17 protein-coding genes are annotated in these 20,448 nt (G+C 70.9%); 4 read left to right on the forward strand and 13 right to left on the reverse strand.

Annotated features, from left to right (window positions below):
* Window positions 1-24: 24 nt before the first annotated feature.
* Window positions 25-966 carry a sucrase ferredoxin gene (locus tag B079_RS0118555; RefSeq protein WP_018547345.1) on the forward strand — a complete coding sequence of 314 codons (942 nt, stop codon included), beginning with the start codon at window positions 25-27 and terminating at the stop codon, window positions 964-966.
* A 63-nt stretch (window positions 967-1,029) separates the two neighbouring features.
* Window positions 1,030-2,712 (forward strand): ATP-binding protein, encoded by a 1,683-nt coding sequence (locus B079_RS32310; protein ID WP_051095181.1) that lies wholly within the window; start codon window positions 1,030-1,032, stop codon window positions 2,710-2,712.
* Between the two features lie 46 nt (window positions 2,713-2,758).
* Here B079_RS32310 and B079_RS0118565 read toward each other — a convergent pair whose 3' ends face one another.
* From B079_RS0118565 to B079_RS0118575, 3 genes are all read right to left on the reverse strand, one after another.
* Complete coding sequence (locus B079_RS0118565; protein WP_018547347.1) at window positions 2,759-3,808, reverse strand: ABC transporter substrate-binding protein; 1,050 nt, start codon at window positions 3,806-3,808, stop codon at window positions 2,759-2,761.
* Between the two features lie 69 nt (window positions 3,809-3,877).
* The gene (locus B079_RS0118570) at window positions 3,878-4,741 is read right to left on the reverse strand and encodes an ABC transporter permease (protein WP_026248836.1); all 864 of its coding nucleotides are present in this window, start codon (window positions 4,739-4,741) and stop codon (window positions 3,878-3,880) included.
* Window positions 4,731-5,546: an ABC transporter ATP-binding protein gene (locus tag B079_RS0118575; protein ID WP_018547349.1), complete on the reverse strand. Its 816-nt coding sequence runs from the start codon at window positions 5,544-5,546 to the stop codon at window positions 4,731-4,733. The genes B079_RS0118570 and B079_RS0118575 overlap by 11 nt, the downstream gene beginning before the upstream one ends.
* A gap of 172 nt (window positions 5,547-5,718) precedes the next feature.
* On the opposite strand from B079_RS0118575, the gene B079_RS0118580 reads away from it, so the two are divergent.
* Window positions 5,719-6,411, forward strand: a complete 693-nt coding sequence (locus B079_RS0118580; protein WP_018547350.1) for a response regulator — start codon at window positions 5,719-5,721, stop codon at window positions 6,409-6,411.
* Window positions 6,412-6,475: 64 nt separating this feature from the next.
* Here the strand turns inward: B079_RS0118580 and B079_RS0118585 are convergent, their stop codons facing one another.
* The 6 genes from B079_RS0118585 to B079_RS0118610 all read right to left on the reverse strand — a co-directional run bounded on the left by B079_RS0118585 (window position 6,476) and on the right by B079_RS0118610 (window position 13,504).
* Window positions 6,476-8,068: a cation acetate symporter gene (locus B079_RS0118585; RefSeq protein WP_018547351.1), complete on the reverse strand. Its 1,593-nt coding sequence runs from the start codon at window positions 8,066-8,068 to the stop codon at window positions 6,476-6,478.
* The gene (locus tag B079_RS0118590; protein ID WP_018547352.1) at window positions 8,065-8,613 is read right to left on the reverse strand and encodes a DUF485 domain-containing protein; all 549 of its coding nucleotides are present in this window, start codon (window positions 8,611-8,613) and stop codon (window positions 8,065-8,067) included. The genes B079_RS0118585 and B079_RS0118590 overlap by 4 nt, the downstream gene beginning before the upstream one ends.
* 74 nt (window positions 8,614-8,687) lie before the next feature.
* Window positions 8,688-9,377, reverse strand: a complete 690-nt coding sequence (locus B079_RS0118595; RefSeq protein WP_018547353.1) for a response regulator transcription factor — start codon at window positions 9,375-9,377, stop codon at window positions 8,688-8,690.
* Window positions 9,374-10,525, reverse strand: coding sequence for a sensor histidine kinase (locus B079_RS0118600; protein ID WP_018547354.1), 1,152 nt, complete (start codon window positions 10,523-10,525; stop codon window positions 9,374-9,376). Before B079_RS0118600 ends, B079_RS0118595 begins: the two co-directional genes overlap by 4 nt.
* Window positions 10,522-11,085, reverse strand: coding sequence for a DUF1453 family protein (locus tag B079_RS0118605; RefSeq protein ID WP_018547355.1), 564 nt, complete (start codon window positions 11,083-11,085; stop codon window positions 10,522-10,524). The genes B079_RS0118600 and B079_RS0118605 overlap by 4 nt, the downstream gene beginning before the upstream one ends.
* 295 nt (window positions 11,086-11,380) lie before the next feature.
* Window positions 11,381-13,504, reverse strand: a complete 2,124-nt coding sequence (locus B079_RS0118610; protein WP_018547356.1) for a DNA gyrase/topoisomerase IV subunit B — start codon at window positions 13,502-13,504, stop codon at window positions 11,381-11,383.
* A gap of 439 nt (window positions 13,505-13,943) precedes the next feature.
* Between B079_RS0118610 and B079_RS0118615 the strand changes: the two genes are divergently transcribed.
* Window positions 13,944-14,177, forward strand: coding sequence for a DUF7455 domain-containing protein (locus B079_RS0118615; RefSeq protein ID WP_018547357.1), 234 nt, complete (start codon window positions 13,944-13,946; stop codon window positions 14,175-14,177).
* A 119-nt stretch (window positions 14,178-14,296) separates the two neighbouring features.
* Here the strand turns inward: B079_RS0118615 and B079_RS0118620 are convergent, their stop codons facing one another.
* From B079_RS0118620 to B079_RS0118635, 4 genes are all read right to left on the reverse strand, one after another.
* Window positions 14,297-15,166 (reverse strand): serine protease, encoded by an 870-nt coding sequence (locus B079_RS0118620; RefSeq protein ID WP_018547358.1) that lies wholly within the window; start codon window positions 15,164-15,166, stop codon window positions 14,297-14,299.
* A 122-nt stretch (window positions 15,167-15,288) separates the two neighbouring features.
* Entirely contained in the window at window positions 15,289-16,818 is a 1,530-nt protein-coding gene (locus B079_RS0118625; RefSeq protein WP_026248837.1) for an RNA polymerase sigma factor, read from the reverse strand.
* A gap of 592 nt (window positions 16,819-17,410) precedes the next feature.
* The gene (locus B079_RS0118630) at window positions 17,411-18,298 is read right to left on the reverse strand and encodes a FadR/GntR family transcriptional regulator (RefSeq protein WP_026248838.1); all 888 of its coding nucleotides are present in this window, start codon (window positions 18,296-18,298) and stop codon (window positions 17,411-17,413) included.
* A 161-nt stretch (window positions 18,299-18,459) separates the two neighbouring features.
* A complete protein-coding gene (locus tag B079_RS0118635) occupies window positions 18,460-20,265 on the reverse strand; it encodes an ATP-binding cassette domain-containing protein (protein ID WP_018547361.1) in 1,806 nt (601 codons plus the stop codon).
* Window positions 20,266-20,448: the final 183 nt, after the last annotated feature.

Here is a 20,448-nt window from a genome sequence, read left to right on the forward strand (position 1 = left end):
GGAAGTCAGGTTAGGCTCACCTCTGTGAGTAGGTGCGCGACCGTCTCCCGGAGCCTCGACGAGCCCGTTTCCGGTACGGCGGCCACGGCGACGACGTGGCTGCTGCTGGAACAGGCCGGGCCTTGGGGCGTCAAAGCCCTCACGTCGAGCCATCTCGACCCCGCGCTGGGCCGCGCCCTGGAGGCAGCCGCGCAGGGCACGGGGGTGCGCGTCGTGCTGATCCGGCGCCCGGGCCGCCACGCGGACCCCGGGACGCCCTCGGAGCGCCGGGTGTACGTGGCCCACACCGTCCCCGGGAACGTCTGGCTGTACGAGGCCACCACCCGCGATCCGCACCGCCTGCTCGGCCTGGACTTCGCCGCCCTCGGCGCGGGCGACCCGCGCTCCCTCACCTCGGTGCTCGGTGCCCGGCCGCACACCGGCGACCCGCTCGCCCTCGTGTGCACCAACGGCAAGCGCGACCGCTGCTGCGCCCTGCTCGGCCGTCCGCTGGCCGCCGAACTCGTCGCCTCCGGGGTACCGGGCGTCTGGGAGGTCACCCATCTGGGTGGACACCGCTTCGCCCCGACGGTGCTCGTCCTGCCGTACGGCTACGCGTACGCCCGCGCCGAGGCCCACACCGTCAAGCAGGCCCTGCACAGCGCCGAGGAAGGGCGCGTGATGGTCGAGGACAACCGGGGCTGCTCCGCCTGGGACCGCCCGGGCCAGGCCGCCGAACTGGCCGTACGGTCGGCGGCGGACGTGTACGAGGCGGGCGTGCTCGGCGTCGTACGCACCGAGGGCGCGGCCCCGCACTGGGAGGTCACCGTCACCCACACGGACGGCCGGGCCTGGCGCGTCGGCATCGAGCAGACGGCGTCACTGCCGCCGCGTCCGGAGAGCTGCGGCGCGACCGTGCTCGGAGCGCCGGGCCGCCTGGAGGCAGTGGCGATCCACGAGCTGCGGACGGCGGCACTGGCGGGCTGAGCAGCCAGGACGTCTCGTGCACGACCCCTGGGCCCGCGCGCGTCCGGCGCGTACGGTCCAGCCATGAGTGCCGCTTCCCCCGCCCGCCGTGTCCGCCTCGGACTCCCCCGGCGGGCGTTCTCACAGGTCCTGCTCATGCAGGTGACGACCGCCGCGGGCGTCGCGATCCTGGCGACCGGACTGTTCCTCGCCCCTCTGAGCAGGCAGCTGGACCAGGAGGCGATGCGCCGCGCGCTGGTCATCGCGCAGACCACAGCGCAGGACCCGGCCATCGCCCGCGGCGTCCTGACCACGCGGCCCACCCGGACCGGCCCGGTGCAGCGCGAGGCGGAGCGGATCAGGCGCGCGACCCGCGCCGAGTACATCGTCGTCATGGACACCCGGGGCGTGCGCTGGTCCCATCCCACGCCCGGCGAGGTCGGCCGCCGCGTCTCCACCGACCCGAGCCGCGCCCTGGCCGGCACCCAGGTCATGGAGATCGACCGGGGCACGCTGGGCCGCTCGGCGCGCGGCAAGGTGCCGCTGTACGACGACGGTCACCGGATCGTCGGGGCGGTCTCGGTCGGCATCGCCTACGACAGCGTGCGCGCCCGGCTGGTGAGCGCGGTGCCGGGGCTCCTGGCGTACGCCGGGGGCGCGCTCGCGGTGGGTGCGCTCGCCGGGTGGCTGATCTCGCGCCGGGTGCAACGGCAGACCCGTGACCTGGCGTTCTCCGACATCTCGGCGCTGCTCGCGGAGCGGGAGGCGATGCTGCACGGCATCCGCGAGGGCGTGGTCGCACTCGACCGCGCGGGCCGGATACGGCTGCTGAACGACGAGGCGGCGCGGCTGCTCGGCATCGGCGACGAGGCGGTGGGCCGCTCCCCCGACGAGGCGCTGGGCGAGGGCCGGGTGACGGACGTGCTGACGGGCCAGGTCACCGGCACCGACCTGCTCGCCGTGCGCGGGCCGCGCGTCCTGGTCGCCAACCGGATGCCCACCGGCGACGGCGGCGCCGTGGCCACCCTGCGCGACCGCACCGAACTGGAGCGTCTCGGCCGTGAACTCGACTCCACCCGGGGCCTGATCGACGCCCTGCGCGCCCAGGACCACGAGCACGCCAACCGGCTGCACACCCTGCTCGGCCTGCTGGAACTGGAGATGTACGACGACGCGGTGGAGTTCATCGGCGAGGTGGTCGGGGACCACCGGGCCACCGCCGAGCAGGTCACCGAGAAGATCCAGGACCCGCTGCTGGCCGCCCTGCTGGTGGGCAAGGCGACCGTCGCCGCCGAACGCGGGGTCGCCCTGCGGCTGTCGGAACGCACCTGGATCCCGGACCGGTCGGTCGATCCCCGCGCGCTGGTCACCGTGGTCGGCAACCTCGTGGACAACGCCCTGGACGCCGTCGCGGGCACCCCGCACGCGCGCGTGGAGGCCGAGTTGTACGCCGAGGGCCGTACGGTCGTCCTCCGCGTCCGGGACACCGGGCCCGGGGTGCCCGAGGGGCGGCGCGAGTCGGTGTTCACCGAGGGCTGGTCCACGAAGGAGCCGCCCGCGCACGGCAAGCGCGGCATCGGGCTCGCGCTGGTACGACGGCTCGCCCAACGGCAGGGCGGGAGCGCGACGGTGGGGGCGGCGGAGGGCGGGGGCGCCGAGTTCACGGTCGTCCTGCCGGAGGCGCTGAGCGAGGTCGGTGACAGGGCGACGGCCGCGCCCGTGCCCGCCGGGTCCGGCGAGTGGGGCGCGGCCGACAAGGCGCGCTGAGGGATTTCGCTGAGGGGATTTCAGCGGGCCGGGTGCCGGAGGGCCGTCACTTGGCCGCCTTCTCGGCGAACTCGGTGGTGTACGTCTTCTCCAGGTCCACGTCGGCGTTCTTGATGTTCGGGTTGAAGGCCTTGAGGACCTTCTCGACGGTCTCGGGCCCGTTCTCGGGCATCACGCCGTCCTTGGTGAACATCGGCAGCGTGCTCTTGATCGCCTCGGCGTAGAGCTTCTTGTCGCCCTGGGAGTAGTCGGCGGGCATCTTCGCGGCGATCTGGTCGGCACTGTGCGAGGACATCCACCGCAGCGTGCGGACGAACGCGTCGGCCAGCTTCTGCACGGTCGCCTTGTGGCTGTTCACCCAGTCGGTGCGCATGTACAGGCTGGAGGAGGGGTACGGCCCGCCGAGCGCCTTCTGTGACCCCTCGGGTGTGCGCATGTCGACCAGGACGCTGCCGGCCTTCTTCTCCAGGATCGTCGCGACGGTCGGGTCGGTCGTCATGCCCGCGTCGATGGAGCCCTTCTGGAGCGCGGCGATGAACGTCGGCCCCGCGCCGACCGCGACCGGGCTGAACTCGTTGACCTTCACGCCGTGCTTGACCGCGAGGTACTTGGTGAGGAAGTCGGTGGACGACCCCAGGCCGGTGACCCCGAGCTTGCGGCCCTTGAAGTCGCCGGGCGAGGTGATCTCGCCCTTCCGCTTGGCCGAGACCACCTCCACCTCGCCGGGCGCCTGCGAGAACTGCACCACGGACTCCACCGACTTGCCCTTCACCTGGAGGTCGAGGGTGTGGTCGTAGAAGCCGACGCAGCCCTGGACCTGGCCGGAGACGAGCGCGGTCTCGGCCTGGACCCCGGCGGGCTCGGTCAGCAGCTCCACGTCGAGCCCGGCGTCGCGGAAGTAGCCGAGGCGCTGGGTGAGCATCGCGGGCAGGTAGATGACCTTGTCCAGGCCGCCGACCATGATCTTGACCTTCTCGCCGTTGCCGCCGCTGCCCGACGAGGTCGTACCGGCCACCTCGTTGGCGCAGGCGGTGAGGGAGGAGACGGCGAGCAGACAGGCGGTGGCGAGGGAGGCGTAGCGGGCGCGGGTGCGCATGGGAGTCACGTCCTTGTGAGCGGGGGCGCGGAATGCGGGGCGGGTCGGGTCGGGAACGGAGCGGAGCGGTCACTGCTCGGAGTTCGAGGGCTTCCAGCGGAAGATGCGGCGCTCCGCGAAGGTCAGCAGTCCCTCCGCGAGCAGGGCCACGACCGCGAGGATGACCATCGCGGCGTACACACCGGCGGAGTTGAGGGTGCCCTGCGACTGGGCGACGAGCAGGCCGATGCCGCGGGTGGCGCCGATGTACTCGCCCACGATGGCGCCGATCAGCGCGAAGCCGAAGCTGACGTGCAGGCTGGTGAAGATCCACGAGGTGGCCGAGGGGATGACCACCTGGAGGGTCACCTGCCGGTCGCTCGCGCCGAGCATCCGCGCGTTGGAGACGAGGTTGCGGTCCACCTCGCGGGCGCCCTGGAAGGCGTTGAAGAACACCGGGAAGAAGACGAGCACCACGGCGGAGGCGACCTTGGAGGCCGGGCCGAGCCCGAACCAGATCAGGAAGACCGGTGCCAGGACGATCCGGGGAATCGAGTTGAGCACCTTGATGTATGGACCAAGCAGATCGGCGAGGAAGGCGACCCGGCCGAGCGCGATACCGAGGACGACACCGCCCGCGACCCCGATGAACCAGCCGAGCAGCGCCTCGTACAGCGTGTACCAGATCTGCTCGCCCAGCGAACCGAGCGCCGTTCCGTGCAGGGTCCAGGACTGGATCTGGTCCCAGATGGCCGACGGCATCGAGAAGTTGAACGGATCAATGATGTTCGCGCGGGACAACCCCTCCCACAGGCCGAGCACGGCCACGAGGAGCAGCACCCGGGCGGCCACGACGACCGCCTTGCGCCTGCGGGCGGCGCGTGCCCGCGACTGCGCGCGGTCCGGGGTCTTGGCGGTGGTGACCAGGGGCGTGGACAGGGTCTCAGGCGACATGCGCGGCACCTCGCTCACGGGTGATACGGACCTCTTCGCCGAGGGAGGACCAGATCTCGCGGTAGATCTCGATGAACCGCGGCTCCAGGCGCACCGACTCGACCTTGCGCGGGCGGGGCAGGTCGATGTCGAAGACCTGCTTCACGGTCGCGGGCCCGGCGGTCATCACCACGACTTTGTCGGCCAGGGCGATGGACTCCTCCAGGTCGTGGGTGACGAACACGACGGAGGCGCCGGTGCCCTCCCACAGCTCCAGCAGCTCGTCGGACATCAGTGCCCGGGTCTGCACGTCGAGCGCGGAGAACGGCTCGTCCATGAGCAGGATCTCGGGGTCGTTGACGAAGGTGGCCGCGAGGGCGACGCGCTTGCGCTGACCGCCGGAGAGCTGGTGCGGATAGCGGTCCTCGAACGCGGCGAGCCCGACCCGGGCCAGCCATGCGCGGGCCTTCTCCTTGGCCTCCGCCTTGGGCACGCCCCGGAAACGGGGGCCCGCCATCACATTGGCCAGCACGGTCCGCCAGGGGAAGGTGGCGTCCTGCTGGAAGACGAACCCGACCTTGCCGCCGACCCCGTCGACCGGCTCCCCGGCCACCAGGACCTCGCCCGCGCTGGGCTCCTCAAGGCCGCTGACGAGGGTGAGCGTGGTGGACTTGCCGCAGCCGGTCGGGCCCACGACGGCGACGAACTCGCCGCGCCCCACGGTCAGGTCCAACTCCCGGACAGCGGTATGCAGTTCGCCGGACGGCGTCCTGAAGTTCTTGGTCGCGCCCCTCAGCTCGATGGCGGGGCTGGTGTCTGCGCTCATACCGAGGGACGGTAGGTGTGGCCCCCGCCACAGCAGCAGTCTTGTGAGCGCAACCCGTTCTTTTGCTCGCAAGAGGCTGTTGTGCTCGTTTTGCTCACGCTAGAACTGCGGAGCCGAAACACGGGCTTAACGCGCGGGCCCCTTGCACGCCGGCCGGGGAAGGGTGGGCCTCATGATTGACGTCCTGGTGGTGGACGACGACTACCGTGTCGCCGAGATCAACGCCAAGTACGTGGGAAAGGTTCCCGGTTTCCGGGTCACCGCCCGCGCGCACAGCGCCGCCCAAGCCCTGGCCGCCGTCGAGCGCGGCAGCATCGACCTGGTGCTGCTCGACCACTATCTTCCGGACGGCACCGGCCTCGAACTCGTCCACCGGATGCGGCAGCACGGCCACAGCGCCGACGTCATCATGATCACGGCGGCGGGCGACGTGACGACCGTCCAGCAGGCCATGCGCCTCGGTGCCCTGCACTACCTGGTCAAGCCCTTCACCTTCGCCGCCCTGCGCGGACGACTGGACTCCTACGCCGCCCTGCGCCGCACCATGGAGCGCGTCGGCGGCCGTCAGGTGACCGGGCAGGAACAGGTCGACCGCATCTTCGGCGCCCTGCGCACCGCCCCGGCCCCCTCCGTGCCGGGTCTGCCCAGCGGCCACTCGGAACCCACCAACGAACTCATCTGCGAGGTCCTGCACCACGCCGACCACCCGCTGTCGGCCCACGAGGTCGCGGCCCAAACCGGCCTGAGCCGGTCCACCGCCCAGCGCTACCTCCGCCGCCTCGAACAGTCCGGCCGCCTGCGCCTCTCCCTCAAGTACGGCGACACCGGCCGCCCCGAGCACCGCTACGCCTGGGTGTCACCCTGACTCTCCAGGGCGCGGCCTGACCGTCCAGGGGCGTGGGGCGGTCGGTGCTGTGAACCACCGGTGCTCACACGGCCCCGGCGCCCGTCAGCGAACGCACCTCGGTCTCCGCGAACTTGGCCTCGTCCGGCACCTCGTCGGAGGTGACCGTGCCCAGCCAGCCCGCCACGAAGCCGAGCGGGATCGAGACGATCCCCGGGTTCTGCAACGGGAAGTACTGGAAGTCCACGTCCGGGAACAGCGCCCCGGGACTGCCCGACACCACCGGCGACAGCACGACCAGGACCAGCGCCGGAACCAGCCCGCCGTACACGGACCACACCGCGCCCCGCGTGGTGAACCCGCGCCAGAACAGCGAGTACAGCAACGCCGGAAGGTTTGCCGACGCGGCCACCGCGAAGGCGAGACCGACCAGGAAGGCGACGTTCAGATTGCGGGCCAGCAGCCCCAGCGCGATGGCGACGACCCCGATGAAGGCCGCCGCGACCCGCGCCACGGTCACCTCGCTGCGCACCTTGGCCGTCGGCCGCCGCAGCGACGCGTACAGATCGTGCGCCACCGACGCCGACGAGGACAGGGTGATCCCGGCGACCACCGCGAGGATCGTCGCGAAGGCCACGGCCGCCACCACCGCGAACAGGACGGTCCCGCCGGTCGACTCGGCACCGCCGCCCAGGTCGAGCGCGAGCAGTGGAATCGCCGTGTTCCCGGCCGCGTTGGAGGCGCGCAGCTTGTCCGCGCCGACGACCGCCGTCGCCGCGAACCCAAGGATGATCGCCATCAGGTAGAAGCCGCCGATCAGCCCGATCGACCACACCGTGGACCGCCGGGCGGCCCGCGCCGTCGGCACCGTGTAGAAGCGGGACAGGATGTGCGGGAGCCCGGCCGTGCCGAACACCAGCGCAAGCCCCAGGCTGATGAAGTCCAGCCGTGCCGTCCAGCCCCCGCCGTACTTCAGTCCCGGCGCCAGATACCGCAACCCGTTCCCGCTGCGCTCCGCCGCCGTCACCAGCAGCTGGTTGAAGTCGCCGTGGAATCGCACCAGCACCATCACGGTCAGCGCGATCGTCCCGACGAGCATCAGGACCGCCTTCACGATCTGGATCCAGGTGGTCGCCCGCATCCCGCCCAGGGACACGTAGATCACCATCAGCGCGCCGACCCCGATGACCGTCCACGCCTGCGCGGCCCCGCTGGTGCGCCCGAGCAGCAACGCCACCAGGCTGCCCGCGCCGACCATCTGCGCCACCAGGTAGAGCACCGACACCGTGACCGAGGACGTCCCGGTCGCGATCCGCACCGGCCGCTCGCTCATCCGCGCGGCCACCACGTCGGCGAGGGTGAACCGCCCGCAGTTGCGCACCAGTTCCGCCGCGAGGAACAGCACGAGCAGCCACGCCACGAGGAAGCCCACGGCGTACAGCAGCCCGTCGTAGCCGTACAGCGCGATGAGTCCCGCCACGCCCAGGAAGGAGGCGGCCGACAGATAGTCGCCGGAGATCGCGAACCCGTTCTCCAGCGGGGTGAAGAGCCGTCCGCCCGCGTAGAACTCCTCCGCCGAACCGTGCCGCCGACGGCCCACCCAGGTCGTGATGGCCAGCGTCACGGCCACGAAGACACTGAACAGCACCAGTGTCAGCGTCTGGTGATGGCTCGTCACAGGGCACCTCCCCGGACGCCTCGGGTCAATTCCTGGGTGTCCCAGCGCAGTTCCAGCGCGGCCCGGTCCCGGCGCAGCCGCGCGTGCCGGGCGTAGGCCCAGGTGAGCAGGAAGGTGCTGACGAACTGCCCGAGCCCCGCGAGCATTCCCACGTTCAACGCCCCGGCCACGGGCCTGGCCATGAAGCCCGGCGCGGCGGTCGCGGTGACCACGTACCCCACGTACCAGAGGAAGAAGGCCGCGACCGCCGGAACCACGAACCGCCGGTACCGGCTGCGTACTTCCTGGAACGCCTCGCTCCGCTGCACCTCGAGATACACATCCCGGGCCCGGACGGTCACCGCCTCGGCCTCACCGCGCGCGGCCGGCACGGTCGGAGCGGGGCGGCCCACTCCGTCCAGGTCGGCGCGGCCGGTGGTCTGCGTGTCGTGCCAAGGGTCCTCGTGCCGGACATCGGGGGAAGTCACGCCCTGCTCTTCCTGGTTGTCGGCCGCACCGTGGGGGCTCTCCTCGGCCCCGCGGGTCCGGCCGTTGCTCGACTGCATACCCAAGGATGGACAGATCGGGAAGATCCCCGACAGCTCCTGCCGTACCACTTCACCCCATCAGGTGAGGTAAGTCACTCTGCTCTCGGTCGCACCAGTCGTTTCGCGTAGGCGTAACGCACCGCCTGCGCACGGTCCTTGAGCCCCGTCTTCGCGAACAGGTTGTTGATGTGCGTCTTCACCGTCGCCGTGGAGACGTGCAACGTGTGCGCGATCTCCTGGTTGGTGAGCCCGTCCGCGATCAGCACCAGCACCTCGATCTCCCGCGCGGTGAGCCCGTCGGGTGCCTCGGGCGGCTGAGGCGCGGCGGCGACCTCGGTCTCCGACAGCCGCTCCAGTAGACGGCGTTGGACACTCGGCGCGAGCCCCGCGTCTCCCGACAGGACGCTCTCCACCGCCCGCACGATCTCGTCCCCGCCCGCGTCCTTGGTGAGATAGCCCCGCGCTCCCGCGCGCAGCGCCGCGAACAGCGAGTCGTCGTCCGCGAAGGTGGTCAGCACCACGACCTGCGTCCTCGGATACCGGCCACGGATGATCCGGGTCGCCTCCACCCCGTCGCAACGGGGCATCCGCAGGTCCATCAGCACCACGTCCGGGTCGAGTTCACCGACGAGCCGCACCGCGTCCTCGCCGTCCCGCGCCGAGCCGACGACCTCCAGACCGGGCAGCAGCCCGAGCAGCATCACGATGCCCTCCCGCACGACGGTCTGGTCGTCGGCGACCACCACGCGCGCGGCCTTCCGTCCGCCGTCCGTCCCTGTCATACGGGCACCTTCAATGTCACCGCGAACCCCTTCTCGTCCGGTCCCGCGTCCAGCGAGCCGCCCAGCAGTTCGGCGCGCTCCCGCATACCGAGCAGACCGTATCCGCCGCCGGACCGGGCGAGTTCTCCCGGACGGCCCCCGGCGTCGCGGACGTCCAGCGTCACCTCGCGCTCGCCGTAGTCCAGCCGGACCCGCACGGTGGCGCCCCGGGCGTGCTTACGGACGTTCGTCATCGCCTCCTGGGCCACCCGGCGCACGGCCTGGGAGCACTCGGCCGACAGCGGTCTGCGCTCACCCGTGACGGTGACCTCGGCGCCGTCGGTCCCGCTGACGAGGCCGGTCAGGAACTCCTCCAGCGGGCTCAGTTCACCGCGCAGCGCCGACAGCGCCTGCCGGGTCTCGTCGAGCCCGTCCCGTGCCATCCCCCGTGCCGCCACCACCCGCTCCAGGATCTGCTCCCGGTCGGCGCCGCGTTCGATGAGCAGCCGGGCCGCCTCCAGGTGGACCAGCTGCGCGGAGAGGCTGTGGGCCAGCACGTCGTGGATCTCCCGGGCGATCCTGGCCCGCTCGCCCAGCGCCGCCGACTCCGCCTCGGCCTCCCGCGCGGCCCGCTCCTGGGCGAGCAGCCGCTGTGTGTTGCCCCGGGACTCCGCGTCCAGCCGCAGGACGTACCCGGCGAGGGCCATCCCCGTCACGGTGGCGGCGGTGGTCAGCCACACGTCGTTGTTGAACGCGGAGTACGAGGCGAGCGCCACCGCCGCCACCGGTACGGCGGCTCCGAGCGGCAGTCGCTGGAGTGCCGTGATCCCGCAGGCGCACCAGATCACCAGGGCGGGCCCGCCGAATCCGGTGGCCTGCCCGAGGACCGCGATGCCCAGCAGCACGGACATGAGCGCCAGCGAGGAGACGAGCCGGTGTGCGTAGGTGGTCCGGAAGAAGCCCCACGCGGCGACGGCCGTGAGCAGGACCACGACGACGGCGACAGCCGCGCCCGCGATGGTCAGGTGTCTCCGGCTGAAAGCTCCCCACAGGAGAAGGGCGAGCAACAGCAGCCTGACACCTCGGGAGTACAGCCGCTTGGCCTGGGAGGTACCGCTGCGGCCCAGCGCCTCGCGGGACGGCCAGCGGGTCCAGATGTTCTCTTTCACACGCGCTCCTTCCAGGCCGGCCGCGTCCCGTCACCGTACGTCGGGGACGGGCCGGTGGTGGAGCCCGGGCTGCCGGGCGCGCTGCCGGGCGAGACGGTCGCCGAGTCCAGCGACCGGGCCCGCCAGATCACGACCCCGGTGCGGACCAGCAGGGTCGCGGCGAGACCGAGCATGAGCGCGGAACTGTCCTGGTGGACACCGAAGCCGCGGCCGAGCGCGAAGAGACCGCCCCGCAGGGCTATGCCCACGACCCACACCAGCCCGCTCGCCTTGGTGCTCTTCGTCCAGACGACGCCGTCCTCCGCCCTCCAGAGCTGGGAGGTCCACGCCCACCCGGCGCCGATGGCCAGGCCGATGACGATCTCCACGGCGAGCAGGGCGGCCGAGCCGACGCGGTGGTGGTCGTCGAGTATGCCCGGGCCGCGCAGCGCCATGAAGGCGAGGATCGCGGGCAGCAGCCACCAGCGCCGGTCGGTGTCGACCGCGCGGGCTCGGAACTGCCGCGTGATCACAATGGCGGCGATGACCACGATCACCAGCGCGTCGACCAGCCCGGACATGGCTGCCTCCGTGAGCGAGAAGGGGATTCGGCGGCGAGCGCTGCCGATGCCTTCGAAGGTACGGAAATCCGGGAGCCGGGAGATCGGAGCGGGGGTGGATCATGGGTGGAAACCGGGCACCCCTGTCCTCCACCCACGGGTGGAGACGCCCTGGGGGGAAACCCCGAAGGGGCGGGGAGGGTCTGCCCAGGCCCTCCCCGCCCCTTCCCAGCTCGCCACGGCCGCCCGGCACCTCGGGCCGCCCGGCACTTTCACCCCGCCCGACCGAAGCCCCGGCCGAAGCCGAGCGCAGCGCCTACGCGTCGATCCGCGACCGGTCCAGCGTCGCCGCCGAGCTGGAGATGAACTCCTTGCGCGGGGCCACGTCGTTGCCCATCAGCAGGTCGAAGACCTCCTCGGCGGCATCGAGGTCGGCGAGGTTGATGCGGCGCAGGGTGCGGTGGCGCGGGTCCATCGTGGTCTCGGCCAGCTGGTCGGCGTCCATCTCGCCCAGGCCCTTGTAGCGCTGGATGGAATCCTTGTACCGGATGCCCTTGCGCTGGAACTCCATGAGCTTGTCGCGCAGCTCGCGGTCCGAGTACGTGTAGACGTACTTGTCCTGCCCCTTCTTCGGCTGGATCAGCTCGATGCGGTGCAGCGGGGGCACGGCGGCGAAGACCCGGCCCGCCTCCACCATCGGCCGCATGTAGCGCTGGAACAGCGTCAGCAGCAGACAGCGGATGTGGGAGCCGTCCACATCGGCGTCGGTCATCATGATGATCTTGCCGTAGCGGGCCGCGTCGATGTCGAACGTCCGGCCCGAGCCGGCCCCTATGACCTGGATGATCGCGCCGCACTCGGCGTTCTTGAGCATGTCGGTCACGGACGAGCGCTGCACATTGAGGATCTTGCCCCGGATGGGCAGCAGGGCCTGGAACTCGGAGTTGCGCGCCAGCTTGGCCGTGCCGAGCGCGGAGTCTCCCTCGACGATGAACAGCTCGCTGCGGTCCACGTCGTCGCTGCGGCAGTCGGCCAGCTTGGCGGGCAGGGACGAGGACTCCAGGGCGGTCTTGCGGCGCTGGGCATCCTTGTGCTGGCGCGCGGCCACCCGGGTGCGGGCGGCGGCGACGACCTTCTCCATGACCACGCGGGCCTGGGCGGCGGCGTCGCGCTTGCTGGAGGTCAGGAACGCCTTGAGTTCCTTGGAGACCACGTTGTGCACGATGCGGCGGGCGGCCGAGGTGCCGAGGACCTCCTTGGTCTGGCCCTCGAACTGGGGCTCGGCCAGGCGCACCGTGACGACCGCCGTCATGCCCTCCAGGGCGTCGTCCTTGACGACGTCGTCCTCGGCCACGCGCAGCATCTTCTTGGCGCGCAGGGTCTCGTTCAGCGTCTTGGTGATCGCCTGCTCGAAGCCCGCGACATGGGTGCCGCCCTTGGGGGTGGCGATGATGTTGACGAACGACTTCAGGGTCGTCTCGTAGCCCGTGCCCCAGCGCAGGGCGACGTCGACGCCCAGCTCGCGGGTGACCTCGGTCGGGGTCATCTGGCCGTGCTCGTCCAGGACCGGGACGGTCTCCTTGAACGTGCCCTGGCCCGAGAAGCGGAGTACGTCGCACACCGGCTTGTCGGTGGCCAGGTACTCGCAGAACTCGCTGATGCCGCCGTCGAAGCGGAAGGATTCCTCGCCCTTGCTGCCACCCTCGCCGAGGCCCATCTCGTCGCGCACGACGATGGTCAGGCCGGGCACCAGGAACGCGGTCTGGCGGGCCCGCTGGTGCAGGTTCTCCAGGGAGAGCTTGGCGTCCTTGAGGAAGATCTGCCGGTCCGCCCAGTACCGCACGCGCGTGCCGGTCCGGGCCTTGGCGATCTTCTTGGTCTTGACGAGACCGCTCCTGGCCTCGAACTTGGCGTCGGCGCCCTCGCCGGTGAAGGCACCCGGCACACCGCGCCGGAAGCCGATGGCGTGGGTGTGGCCGTCGCGGTCGACCTCGACGTCCAGGCGCGCGGAGAGCGCGTTCACCACGGAGGCGCCCACACCGTGCAGGCCGCCGGAGGCCGCGTAGGAGCCGCCGCCGAACTTGCCGCCCGCGTGCAGCTTGGTCATGACGACCTCGACGCCGGACAGGCCGGTCTTCGGCTCCACGTCCACGGGGATGCCGCGGCCGTTGTCCCGCACCTCGACGGAGCCGTCGTCGTGGAGGATCACCTCGATGTGGTCGCAGTAGCCGCCGAGGGCCTCGTCCACGGAGTTGTCGATGATCTCCCAGAGACAGTGCATCAGACCGCGGCTGTCGGTCGAGCCGATGTACATGCCCGGGCGCTTGCGCACGGCCTCGAGACCCTCGAGGACGAGCAGGTGCCGCGCGGTGTAGTTGGAACCGTCGCGGTCTGCTCCTGCCAGCAGCGCTGTGGACGGCACGGACGTATCGGCGGTCACGCGGTTCGCTCCTCGCTGAATTTCAGATGTGCCCCTCATGGGTAAGGGGCAGGCTTCGGTCGCCGCTCAGAGGGTACCGATGCCTGGTAGAGCCGGTGTAACGCCACCCTCGTCGGGGAACTCACCCTAGTCCACGGTCGTACGGGCGTTCGATCCCTCGATGGAGTGAAGTCCACATCACGTTCCCTTCGAGGCATGAACCATTTAGGCTCCGGGCACGTCCTCATGAACAACCGGCAACCCGGCCGGGAGGACCAAGACCCCATGAGCGCGAACCCGTAAGCACACAAGAAACGCACTACGGCACATTCGCCGCCAACCGGCAGCAGACAGCCACCCGGAAAGATTTTTCCGACGGAAACCCCCGAGCGGGAACGATTTCGGGCTGGTTGGATGTTGACCCTGGTACGACAGCTCGTCGAGCTAGAGAAGAGGCGACGTGACTACTGTTCTGACCCCCGCGAGCCCCCTGACGGCCGCCGATCGCTGCGACCGCTGCGGCGCCCAGGCATACCTGCGCGTCGTCCTGCTCAGCGGCGGCGAACTGCTCTTCTGCGCCCATCACGGTCGCAAGTTCGAGCCGGAACTCAAGAAGATCGCCGCTGAGATACAGGACGAGACGGAGCGGCTGACGTCCCTTCCGGGCACCGCCGCCTCCAACGAAGAGCGCTGAATCTCGCACCCACCCGACGAGCCAGCCCCGGCACCAGGCCGGTGAACGGGCGGCCGTTCCCTTCGGGGGAACGGCCGCCCGTCGCTCGTGGTGGGAAGAACCCCCCTCAACCGGCCCCCTCAGCCGCCGTCGAAGGCGCCTGTACGGCGACTGACGGCTTCCTGAGCCGTTCCCAGCACCTTCGCGACCTCGGAGACCCGGGTGTAGACGCCAGGGCTTCCCGAGCGCCCACAGCCGTTCCCCCAGGACACCAGCCCGATCAGCCGACCATCGGCGACCAGCGGACCGCCGCTGTCCCCCTGGCAGGCGTCGGGCCCACCGGCGTCCTCCCCCGCGCACAGCATGGTGTCGGCGCGATAGGCCCCCTCCGCACCGCCCGGATAGGCCCGCTCGCAGACGTCGTCCGCCAGGACGTGCAGCCGTGCCGCGTGCAGCTGCCTCGCGTAGGCGCCCGCCCCGCTGGTGTCGCCCCATCCCGACACCAGCGCCTCCGTACCGGCCGCGTAGGCCGGGTCACCGGCTTCCGCCATGCGCACGACGGCGCTCTCCGGCAGCGGCCGGGCGAGCGTGAGGACGGCGTAGTCGCCGGAATTGGAGGCGGCGTCGTAGTCCGGGTTGACCTCGGCCTTGCTCACGGCGATCTCCTCGCCGTCCTCCGACAGCAGGTCGGTGCGGTTCGCGATGACCTTGAGGTCGCCGACGCTCTCGGGCGGTCCGCCCAGGGCGTCCTCGGACATGCAGTGCGCCGCGGTGAGCACCGTGGTCGGCGCGACGGCCACCCCGCCGCAGAACTGCCCCGCCCGCGTACCTCCGAACCGGTCACGGCTGGACAGCGCCACCGTCCACGGCGCTGTCGAGACATCGATCGGGAACCCGCCGACCACCACGCTGTCGGCGGCCGAGGGAGCCGCGCCGGTCAGGGGTATCGCGGTCAGGGTGGCCGCCAGGACCAGCGGCCGGATCAGCGTCCGGGAAACGGCACGACGCATCGGGGCACTCCTCACTCAGGGTGGCAATGAGACACCCAGGGTGATCCACTCCGTGCCCGCCCGCAGCACGAAGGCCCGGCTCCCACACAGGGAACCGGGCCTTCGTCGTCGTACGACCGGGACTAGTCCAGGTAGTCGCGCAGGACCTGCGAACGCGACGGGTGGCGCAGCTTCGACATGGTCTTCGACTCGATCTGACGGATGCGCTCACGCGTCACGCCGTAGACCTTGCCGATCTCGTCGAGGGTCTTCGGCTGACCGTCGGTGAGACCGAAGCGCATCGAGACAACACCGGCCTCGCGCTCGGAGAGGGTGTCCAGGACCGAGTGCAGCTGCTCCTGGAGGAGGGTGAAGCTGACGGCGTCGGCGGGGACGACGGCCTCGGAGTCCTCGATAAGGTCACCGAACTCGCTGTCGCCGTCCTCGCCCAGCGGGGTGTGCAGCGAGATGGGCTCGCGGCCGTACTTCTGGACCTCGATGACCTTCTCGGGGGTCATGTCGAGTTCCTTGGCCAGCTCCTCCGGGGTGGGCTCGCGGCCCAGGTCCTGGAGCATCTGGCGCTGCACACGGGCGAGCTTGTTGATGACCTCGACCATGTGCACCGGGATACGGATGGTGCGGGCCTGGTCGGCCATGGCGCGGGTGATCGCCTGACGGATCCACCAGGTGGCGTACGTGGAGAACTTGTAGCCCTTGGTGTAGTCGAACTTCTCGACCGCACGGATCAGACCGAGGTTGCCCTCCTGGATGAGGTCCAGGAAGAGCATGCCGCGGCCGGTGTAACGCTTGGCCAGGGAGACCACCAGACGGAGGTTGGCCTCCAGCAGGTGGTTCTTGGCGCGGCGGCCGTCCTCGGCGATGATCTCCAGCTCGCGCTTCAGCTTCGGGGCGAGCTTGTCGGAGTTGGCGAGCTTGTCCTCGGCGAACAGACCCGCCTCGATACGCTTGGCCAGCTCCACTTCCTGCTCGGCATTGAGCAGGGGGACCTTGCCGATCTGCTTCAGGTAGTCCTTGACCGGGTCGGCGGTGGCACCGGCCGCGGCGACCTGCTGCGCGGGCGCGTCGTCCTCGTCCTCGTCGGACAGCACGAAACCGGCGGCCTCGGTGCCCTCGGGCTCGTCGGTGGACTTGGTCTCCTCGACGACCTCGTCCTCGAGAAGCTCGGCGTCGTCCTTCTTGGCCGCCGTCTTCTTCGCCGCGGCCTTCTTGGCCGTGGTCTTCTTCGCGGCCGTCTTCTTGGCGGTGGTCTTCTTGGCCGCGGCCTTCTTGGCGGGCGTGGCGTCCTCGTCGTCACCCGCCGCGGAGGCGGCCGGGGCGGTCGTGGAAGCCGTGGCCTTGCGGGTGGTCACCGTCTTCGCCGCGACCGTCTTGGTGGTGGTGCGCTTGGCGGGGCTCTTCGCTGCGACGCTCTTGCGGGTGCGCTTGGGCTCTGCGGCACTGACCATCAGCGTCACACCCTCTTCCTCAAGGATCTGATTGAGGCTGCGCAGAACGTTCTTCCACTGAGTGGCCGGAATCTGGTCGGCTTCGAAGGCCCGACGCACATCGTCGCCGGCAATCTGCCCCTCAGCCTTTCCCCGCTCGATGAGCGCCATGACAGAGACGGACTCGGCGATCTCCGGCGGGAGCGTACGGGATGTGCTGGCCGACACGAACAACCTCTCGGAACGTTGGAAAACGGCTTCCGACTCCGTCCGACGCGGACAGGAGCCGACCACCGGCCTGGGGATGGGCCGACGGCGCGGGCGGGGCCGGGAAGCTACACAGCGCCTGGTACGGCGTCCGTATTCCCTCCGCGGCTTTCACCTATTAGGTCATCGCGCTGTTTCCACGAGCGTTACGCCCAATCTGCGTGGCCCGAGTCACACCCCGTAAGCGGTCAAAACTTGTCGGACACGAGCAGAACGGGCTCTTTTCATCCTAACGAGACGAGCCCGCTTTCGGCCGGGACTGAGCCTCCGTCCTCGGCGGCTCGCCGCACGGCGCCACGGAGTCCGCTCGGGCACCGTCCGGTCCGGCGCCACGAGGACCGGAGCCACAAGGGCCGACACCACGAGGACGGGCATCACGGCGACCGGCGTCACGGGCACAGGCCGGGGTCGCGACGGCGGGGCCCCGAGCCCGGCACCGCCATCACCACCTCCGCCGGAACCGCCCTCGTCCGTGGTGCACCGGCCCGGCGCGGGGCACCACACGCCGACGGCCGTCTCACTCGCCGTCGCCCGCGTTCGTCCGCGATGCGGGTCAGTGCTCGCGCGGCGCCGGGACCACGCGCTCCACCTCGGGGTGGACGGTGAGCAGCTGGCGCATGGCCGCCTCGGCCGCGCCGCCGTCGCCCGCGCCGAGCGCGTCCACGATCCGGCCGTGCTGGGTGAGCGACGCCTCGGAGGGCCGGTCGCAGCCGGTGACGGGGCCGCCGGAGACGTGGAGCGCGGAGGAGACGATCCCGGAAAGGTGCTCCAGCATCCGGTTGCCCGCGACCTGGATGAGCAGGGCGTGGAACTCGGTGTCGGCCCGGGAGAAGGTCAGCGCGTCCCCGCCGGAGAGGGCGTGGCTCATGATCTCGACCAGGTCGGAGAGTCGCTGCTGCACCTCCTCACGGCCGTGCCCGGCGGCGAGGCGGGCGGCGAGCGGCTCGATCGTCCAGCGCAGCTCGTTCAGCTCGCGGCGCTGGTCGTCGCGCTGCGGACCGAAGGCCCGCCACTCGATGATGTCGGGATCGAGCAGATTCCAGTCGCTCACGGGGCGCACCCGCGTGCCGACGTTCGGCCGGGCGCTGACGAGGCCCTTGGCCTCCAGGACCCGGAGAGATTCGCGGACGACGGTGCGGGAGACCTCGAAACGCTGGCCGATCTCCTCGGGCACCAGCGGACGGTCCGCCCCGAGGTCGCCCGAGACGATCATCTGACCCAGCTGCTGGACGAGCTGGCCGTGCAATCCGCGCCCGCGGCTGCCCGCGGCACGCCGACTGACGCGGCCCAGCTCTGAATCGGCCCCTTCCCAGGCGGGCGCGGTGGGGCGATCGGCCACCGGAGCCTCGGCGTAGGGGTAACGGTCGAGTTCGCCCGGGCCGGCCAGACCGGAGTCGGCGGAGCGGGCGGCGGTCATCATGGTGTGCGCAAGGGTACTCACGCATCCTTTGTCGGCGTTGCCTCCAACTGCCTTGAGGGCTTTGGTGAAAAGCACACGAAAGGGTGATCGCTCACTCCGTCGCAATTGACGCCTTATCGTAAAGAAACGGGCTTTCTGCGGGGAGTTGTGCGCACAGTGGAGCGGGAACCGTACGTCGGGCCTCACCTGACCCTGACGCGCGGCGTCGTAAACAGGTACGCGCACAGCAGCGCGGCGAGCGACAACACCATTGCGCCGCCCACGGGTTGGCCGACGATCCGGATCACCGCCAGCACATAGCGCTCGCCGCCGAAGGGCCACTGGAGCAGCAGCACGTCGTGCATCCGGACCGTGATTCCGGCGGCGGTTCGTACGGACGACCCCTCGAACACCTGGCGCACCAGCGGTACGACGGCCACCGGCACCGCGAGTACGGCCGCGAGCCCCGCCGTGGTCGAGCGGAAGACACCGGCCGCCAGCACCCCGGCCCACGCACACCCGATCACGAGCGCGAACCAACTCACGCCCATCGACAGCCAGTCCTCCGGAACCTGGGTCAATTCCCGGCCGTAGAGGAGATAGAGCGCCTCGGCGTCGCAGCCCAGGGCGAGAAAGGCGAGGATCGCGGCGGTGGCCCCGGAGACGAGGAGTTTCGCGGCGAGCAGCCCCAGCCGACGCGGCACGGTGGCTCGGTCCACCGCCAGCGCGGGATAGCGGAACTCGTCCCCGAAGGACAGCGCGCCGAGCAACCCGGCCGCCAGCGCCACAGGCGGGAGCGGGAACTCCCTCGGCCAGGCGGCGAACAGCCGTTCCTGCGGGGTGTGCCCGATCCGGGCCAGCAGTACGGCGACGAGCGCCGACACCAGCAGCGCGACCCCGCTGGTGAGAAACCCGGTACGGATTCCGGCGGCACGCCGCAGTTCGTACCGCAGGGGGCGGAGCGGGCTGGGGGTGGAGCGCACGGCGATGGGAGGCGGGAGGGGGGACGAAGCACTGTCGACCAGGGCGACTTCGGCCGCCGGGGACGCATCGCTGGAAGCGGCGCTCTCGGTTTCCAGAGTCTCGGCGGCCGGACGACCCTCGTCCTGAGCGGTGTCCGCGAGTTCGCCACCCGGACCCATGTCGCCGACCTCGTCCGCGAGTTGGTGGACCATGATGCCGTGCCGGTAGGCGGTCTCACCGATGTCGGCGGTCGTACTGCCGTACACGGAGATGCGGTTGCCGCCCTCCTCCACGACCTCGACGGAACGGCGCTCGATACGCGCCTCCTTGGTGAGCAGGGTCGCGAGGCGCGCCGCCTGCGGGGTGCGCACGGCGACACGGGGGCGGAGTCGGGTGCGGGCGAACTCCCTTCCCTCCTGATCCGCGACGACCCTGCCACCGTCGAGCGTGACGACGCGATCGGCCGTCCGCGCGGCTTCCTTGGGGTCGGCGGTGGTGAGGAGCACCGTGCCGCCCTGGTCGGCGTAGGCACGCAGGGCGGTGTGCGTCCAGCGGGCCTCGGCGGGCGCGAGGTCGGCGGTGGGCTCGTCCAGGACGAGGGTGTGCGGGTCGGGCAGCAGGGCGCAGGCGAGCCCCAGTCGGCGGTCCATGCCGCGCGAGAGGGTGCCGAGCCGTTCCTCGCGCAGGCTGACGATCCCGACCGCTTCGAGGACTTCGTCGGCACGGCGGGCGGGAACCCCGGTCGCCGCGCAGAGCATCCGCAAGTGACCGCGGACGGTGCGGGCGGGGTGCCCGGGCACATCGCCGAGCACGACCCCCACCTCGCGCGAGGGGTGGGCGATCCGGTGCAGGGGGCGCCCCCTGAAGTAGGTGATGCCACGCCCCTGCTGGAGTTCGAGCATCAGCCCGAGCACGGTCGTCTTGCCCGCGCCCGCCGCTCCGAGCAGGACGGTGAGATGCCCGGCGCGCGCCTCGAAGGAGACGTCGTCCACGGTGGGCGCTTGTGCCTTGCGGGGATTGCTGGTCAGTCCGACGGCCTGGATCACCCGAAGCAAGATAGCGCGCGAAGTCCGTTTTTTCGGCTATGACCCGATTCGCTCTACTGTGACGTGCGGCGGCGCGCAACTCGTGTGCGCCGTTCGGGGGTCACCCCCTTGGGGACATGACCGTGCGAGTCTCCGCGTAGTCCCGCCCGGACACCGGCCGCCGTACGGGCACCGCGCGGGCAC

The organism is Streptomyces sp. LaPpAH-108, assembly GCF_000373625.1.
Taxonomy (GTDB): Bacteria; Actinomycetota; Actinomycetes; order Streptomycetales; family Streptomycetaceae; genus Streptomyces.

What these genes read in the sequence shown, in the direction of transcription:
- B079_RS32310 (WP_051095181.1), top strand. Translation starts at nt 1,030, where the DNA reads ATGAGTGCCGCTTCCCCCGCCCGCCGTGTCCGCCTCGGACTCCCCCGG.
- B079_RS0118565 (WP_018547347.1), bottom strand. Translation starts at nt 3,808, where the DNA reads ATGCGCACCCGCGCCCGCTACGCCTCCCTCGCCACCGCCTGTCTGCTC.
- B079_RS0118570 (WP_026248836.1), bottom strand. Translation starts at nt 4,741, where the DNA reads ATGTCGCCTGAGACCCTGTCCACGCCCCTGGTCACCACCGCCAAGACC.
- B079_RS0118575 (WP_018547349.1), bottom strand. Translation starts at nt 5,546, where the DNA reads ATGAGCGCAGACACCAGCCCCGCCATCGAGCTGAGGGGCGCGACCAAG.
- B079_RS0118580 (WP_018547350.1), top strand. Translation starts at nt 5,719, where the DNA reads ATGATTGACGTCCTGGTGGTGGACGACGACTACCGTGTCGCCGAGATC.
- B079_RS0118590 (WP_018547352.1), bottom strand. Translation starts at nt 8,613, where the DNA reads ATGCAGTCGAGCAACGGCCGGACCCGCGGGGCCGAGGAGAGCCCCCAC.
- B079_RS0118595 (WP_018547353.1), bottom strand. Translation starts at nt 9,377, where the DNA reads ATGACAGGGACGGACGGCGGACGGAAGGCCGCGCGCGTGGTGGTCGCC.
- B079_RS0118605 (WP_018547355.1), bottom strand. Translation starts at nt 11,085, where the DNA reads ATGTCCGGGCTGGTCGACGCGCTGGTGATCGTGGTCATCGCCGCCATT.
- B079_RS0118620 (WP_018547358.1), bottom strand. Translation starts at nt 15,166, where the DNA reads ATGCGTCGTGCCGTTTCCCGGACGCTGATCCGGCCGCTGGTCCTGGCG.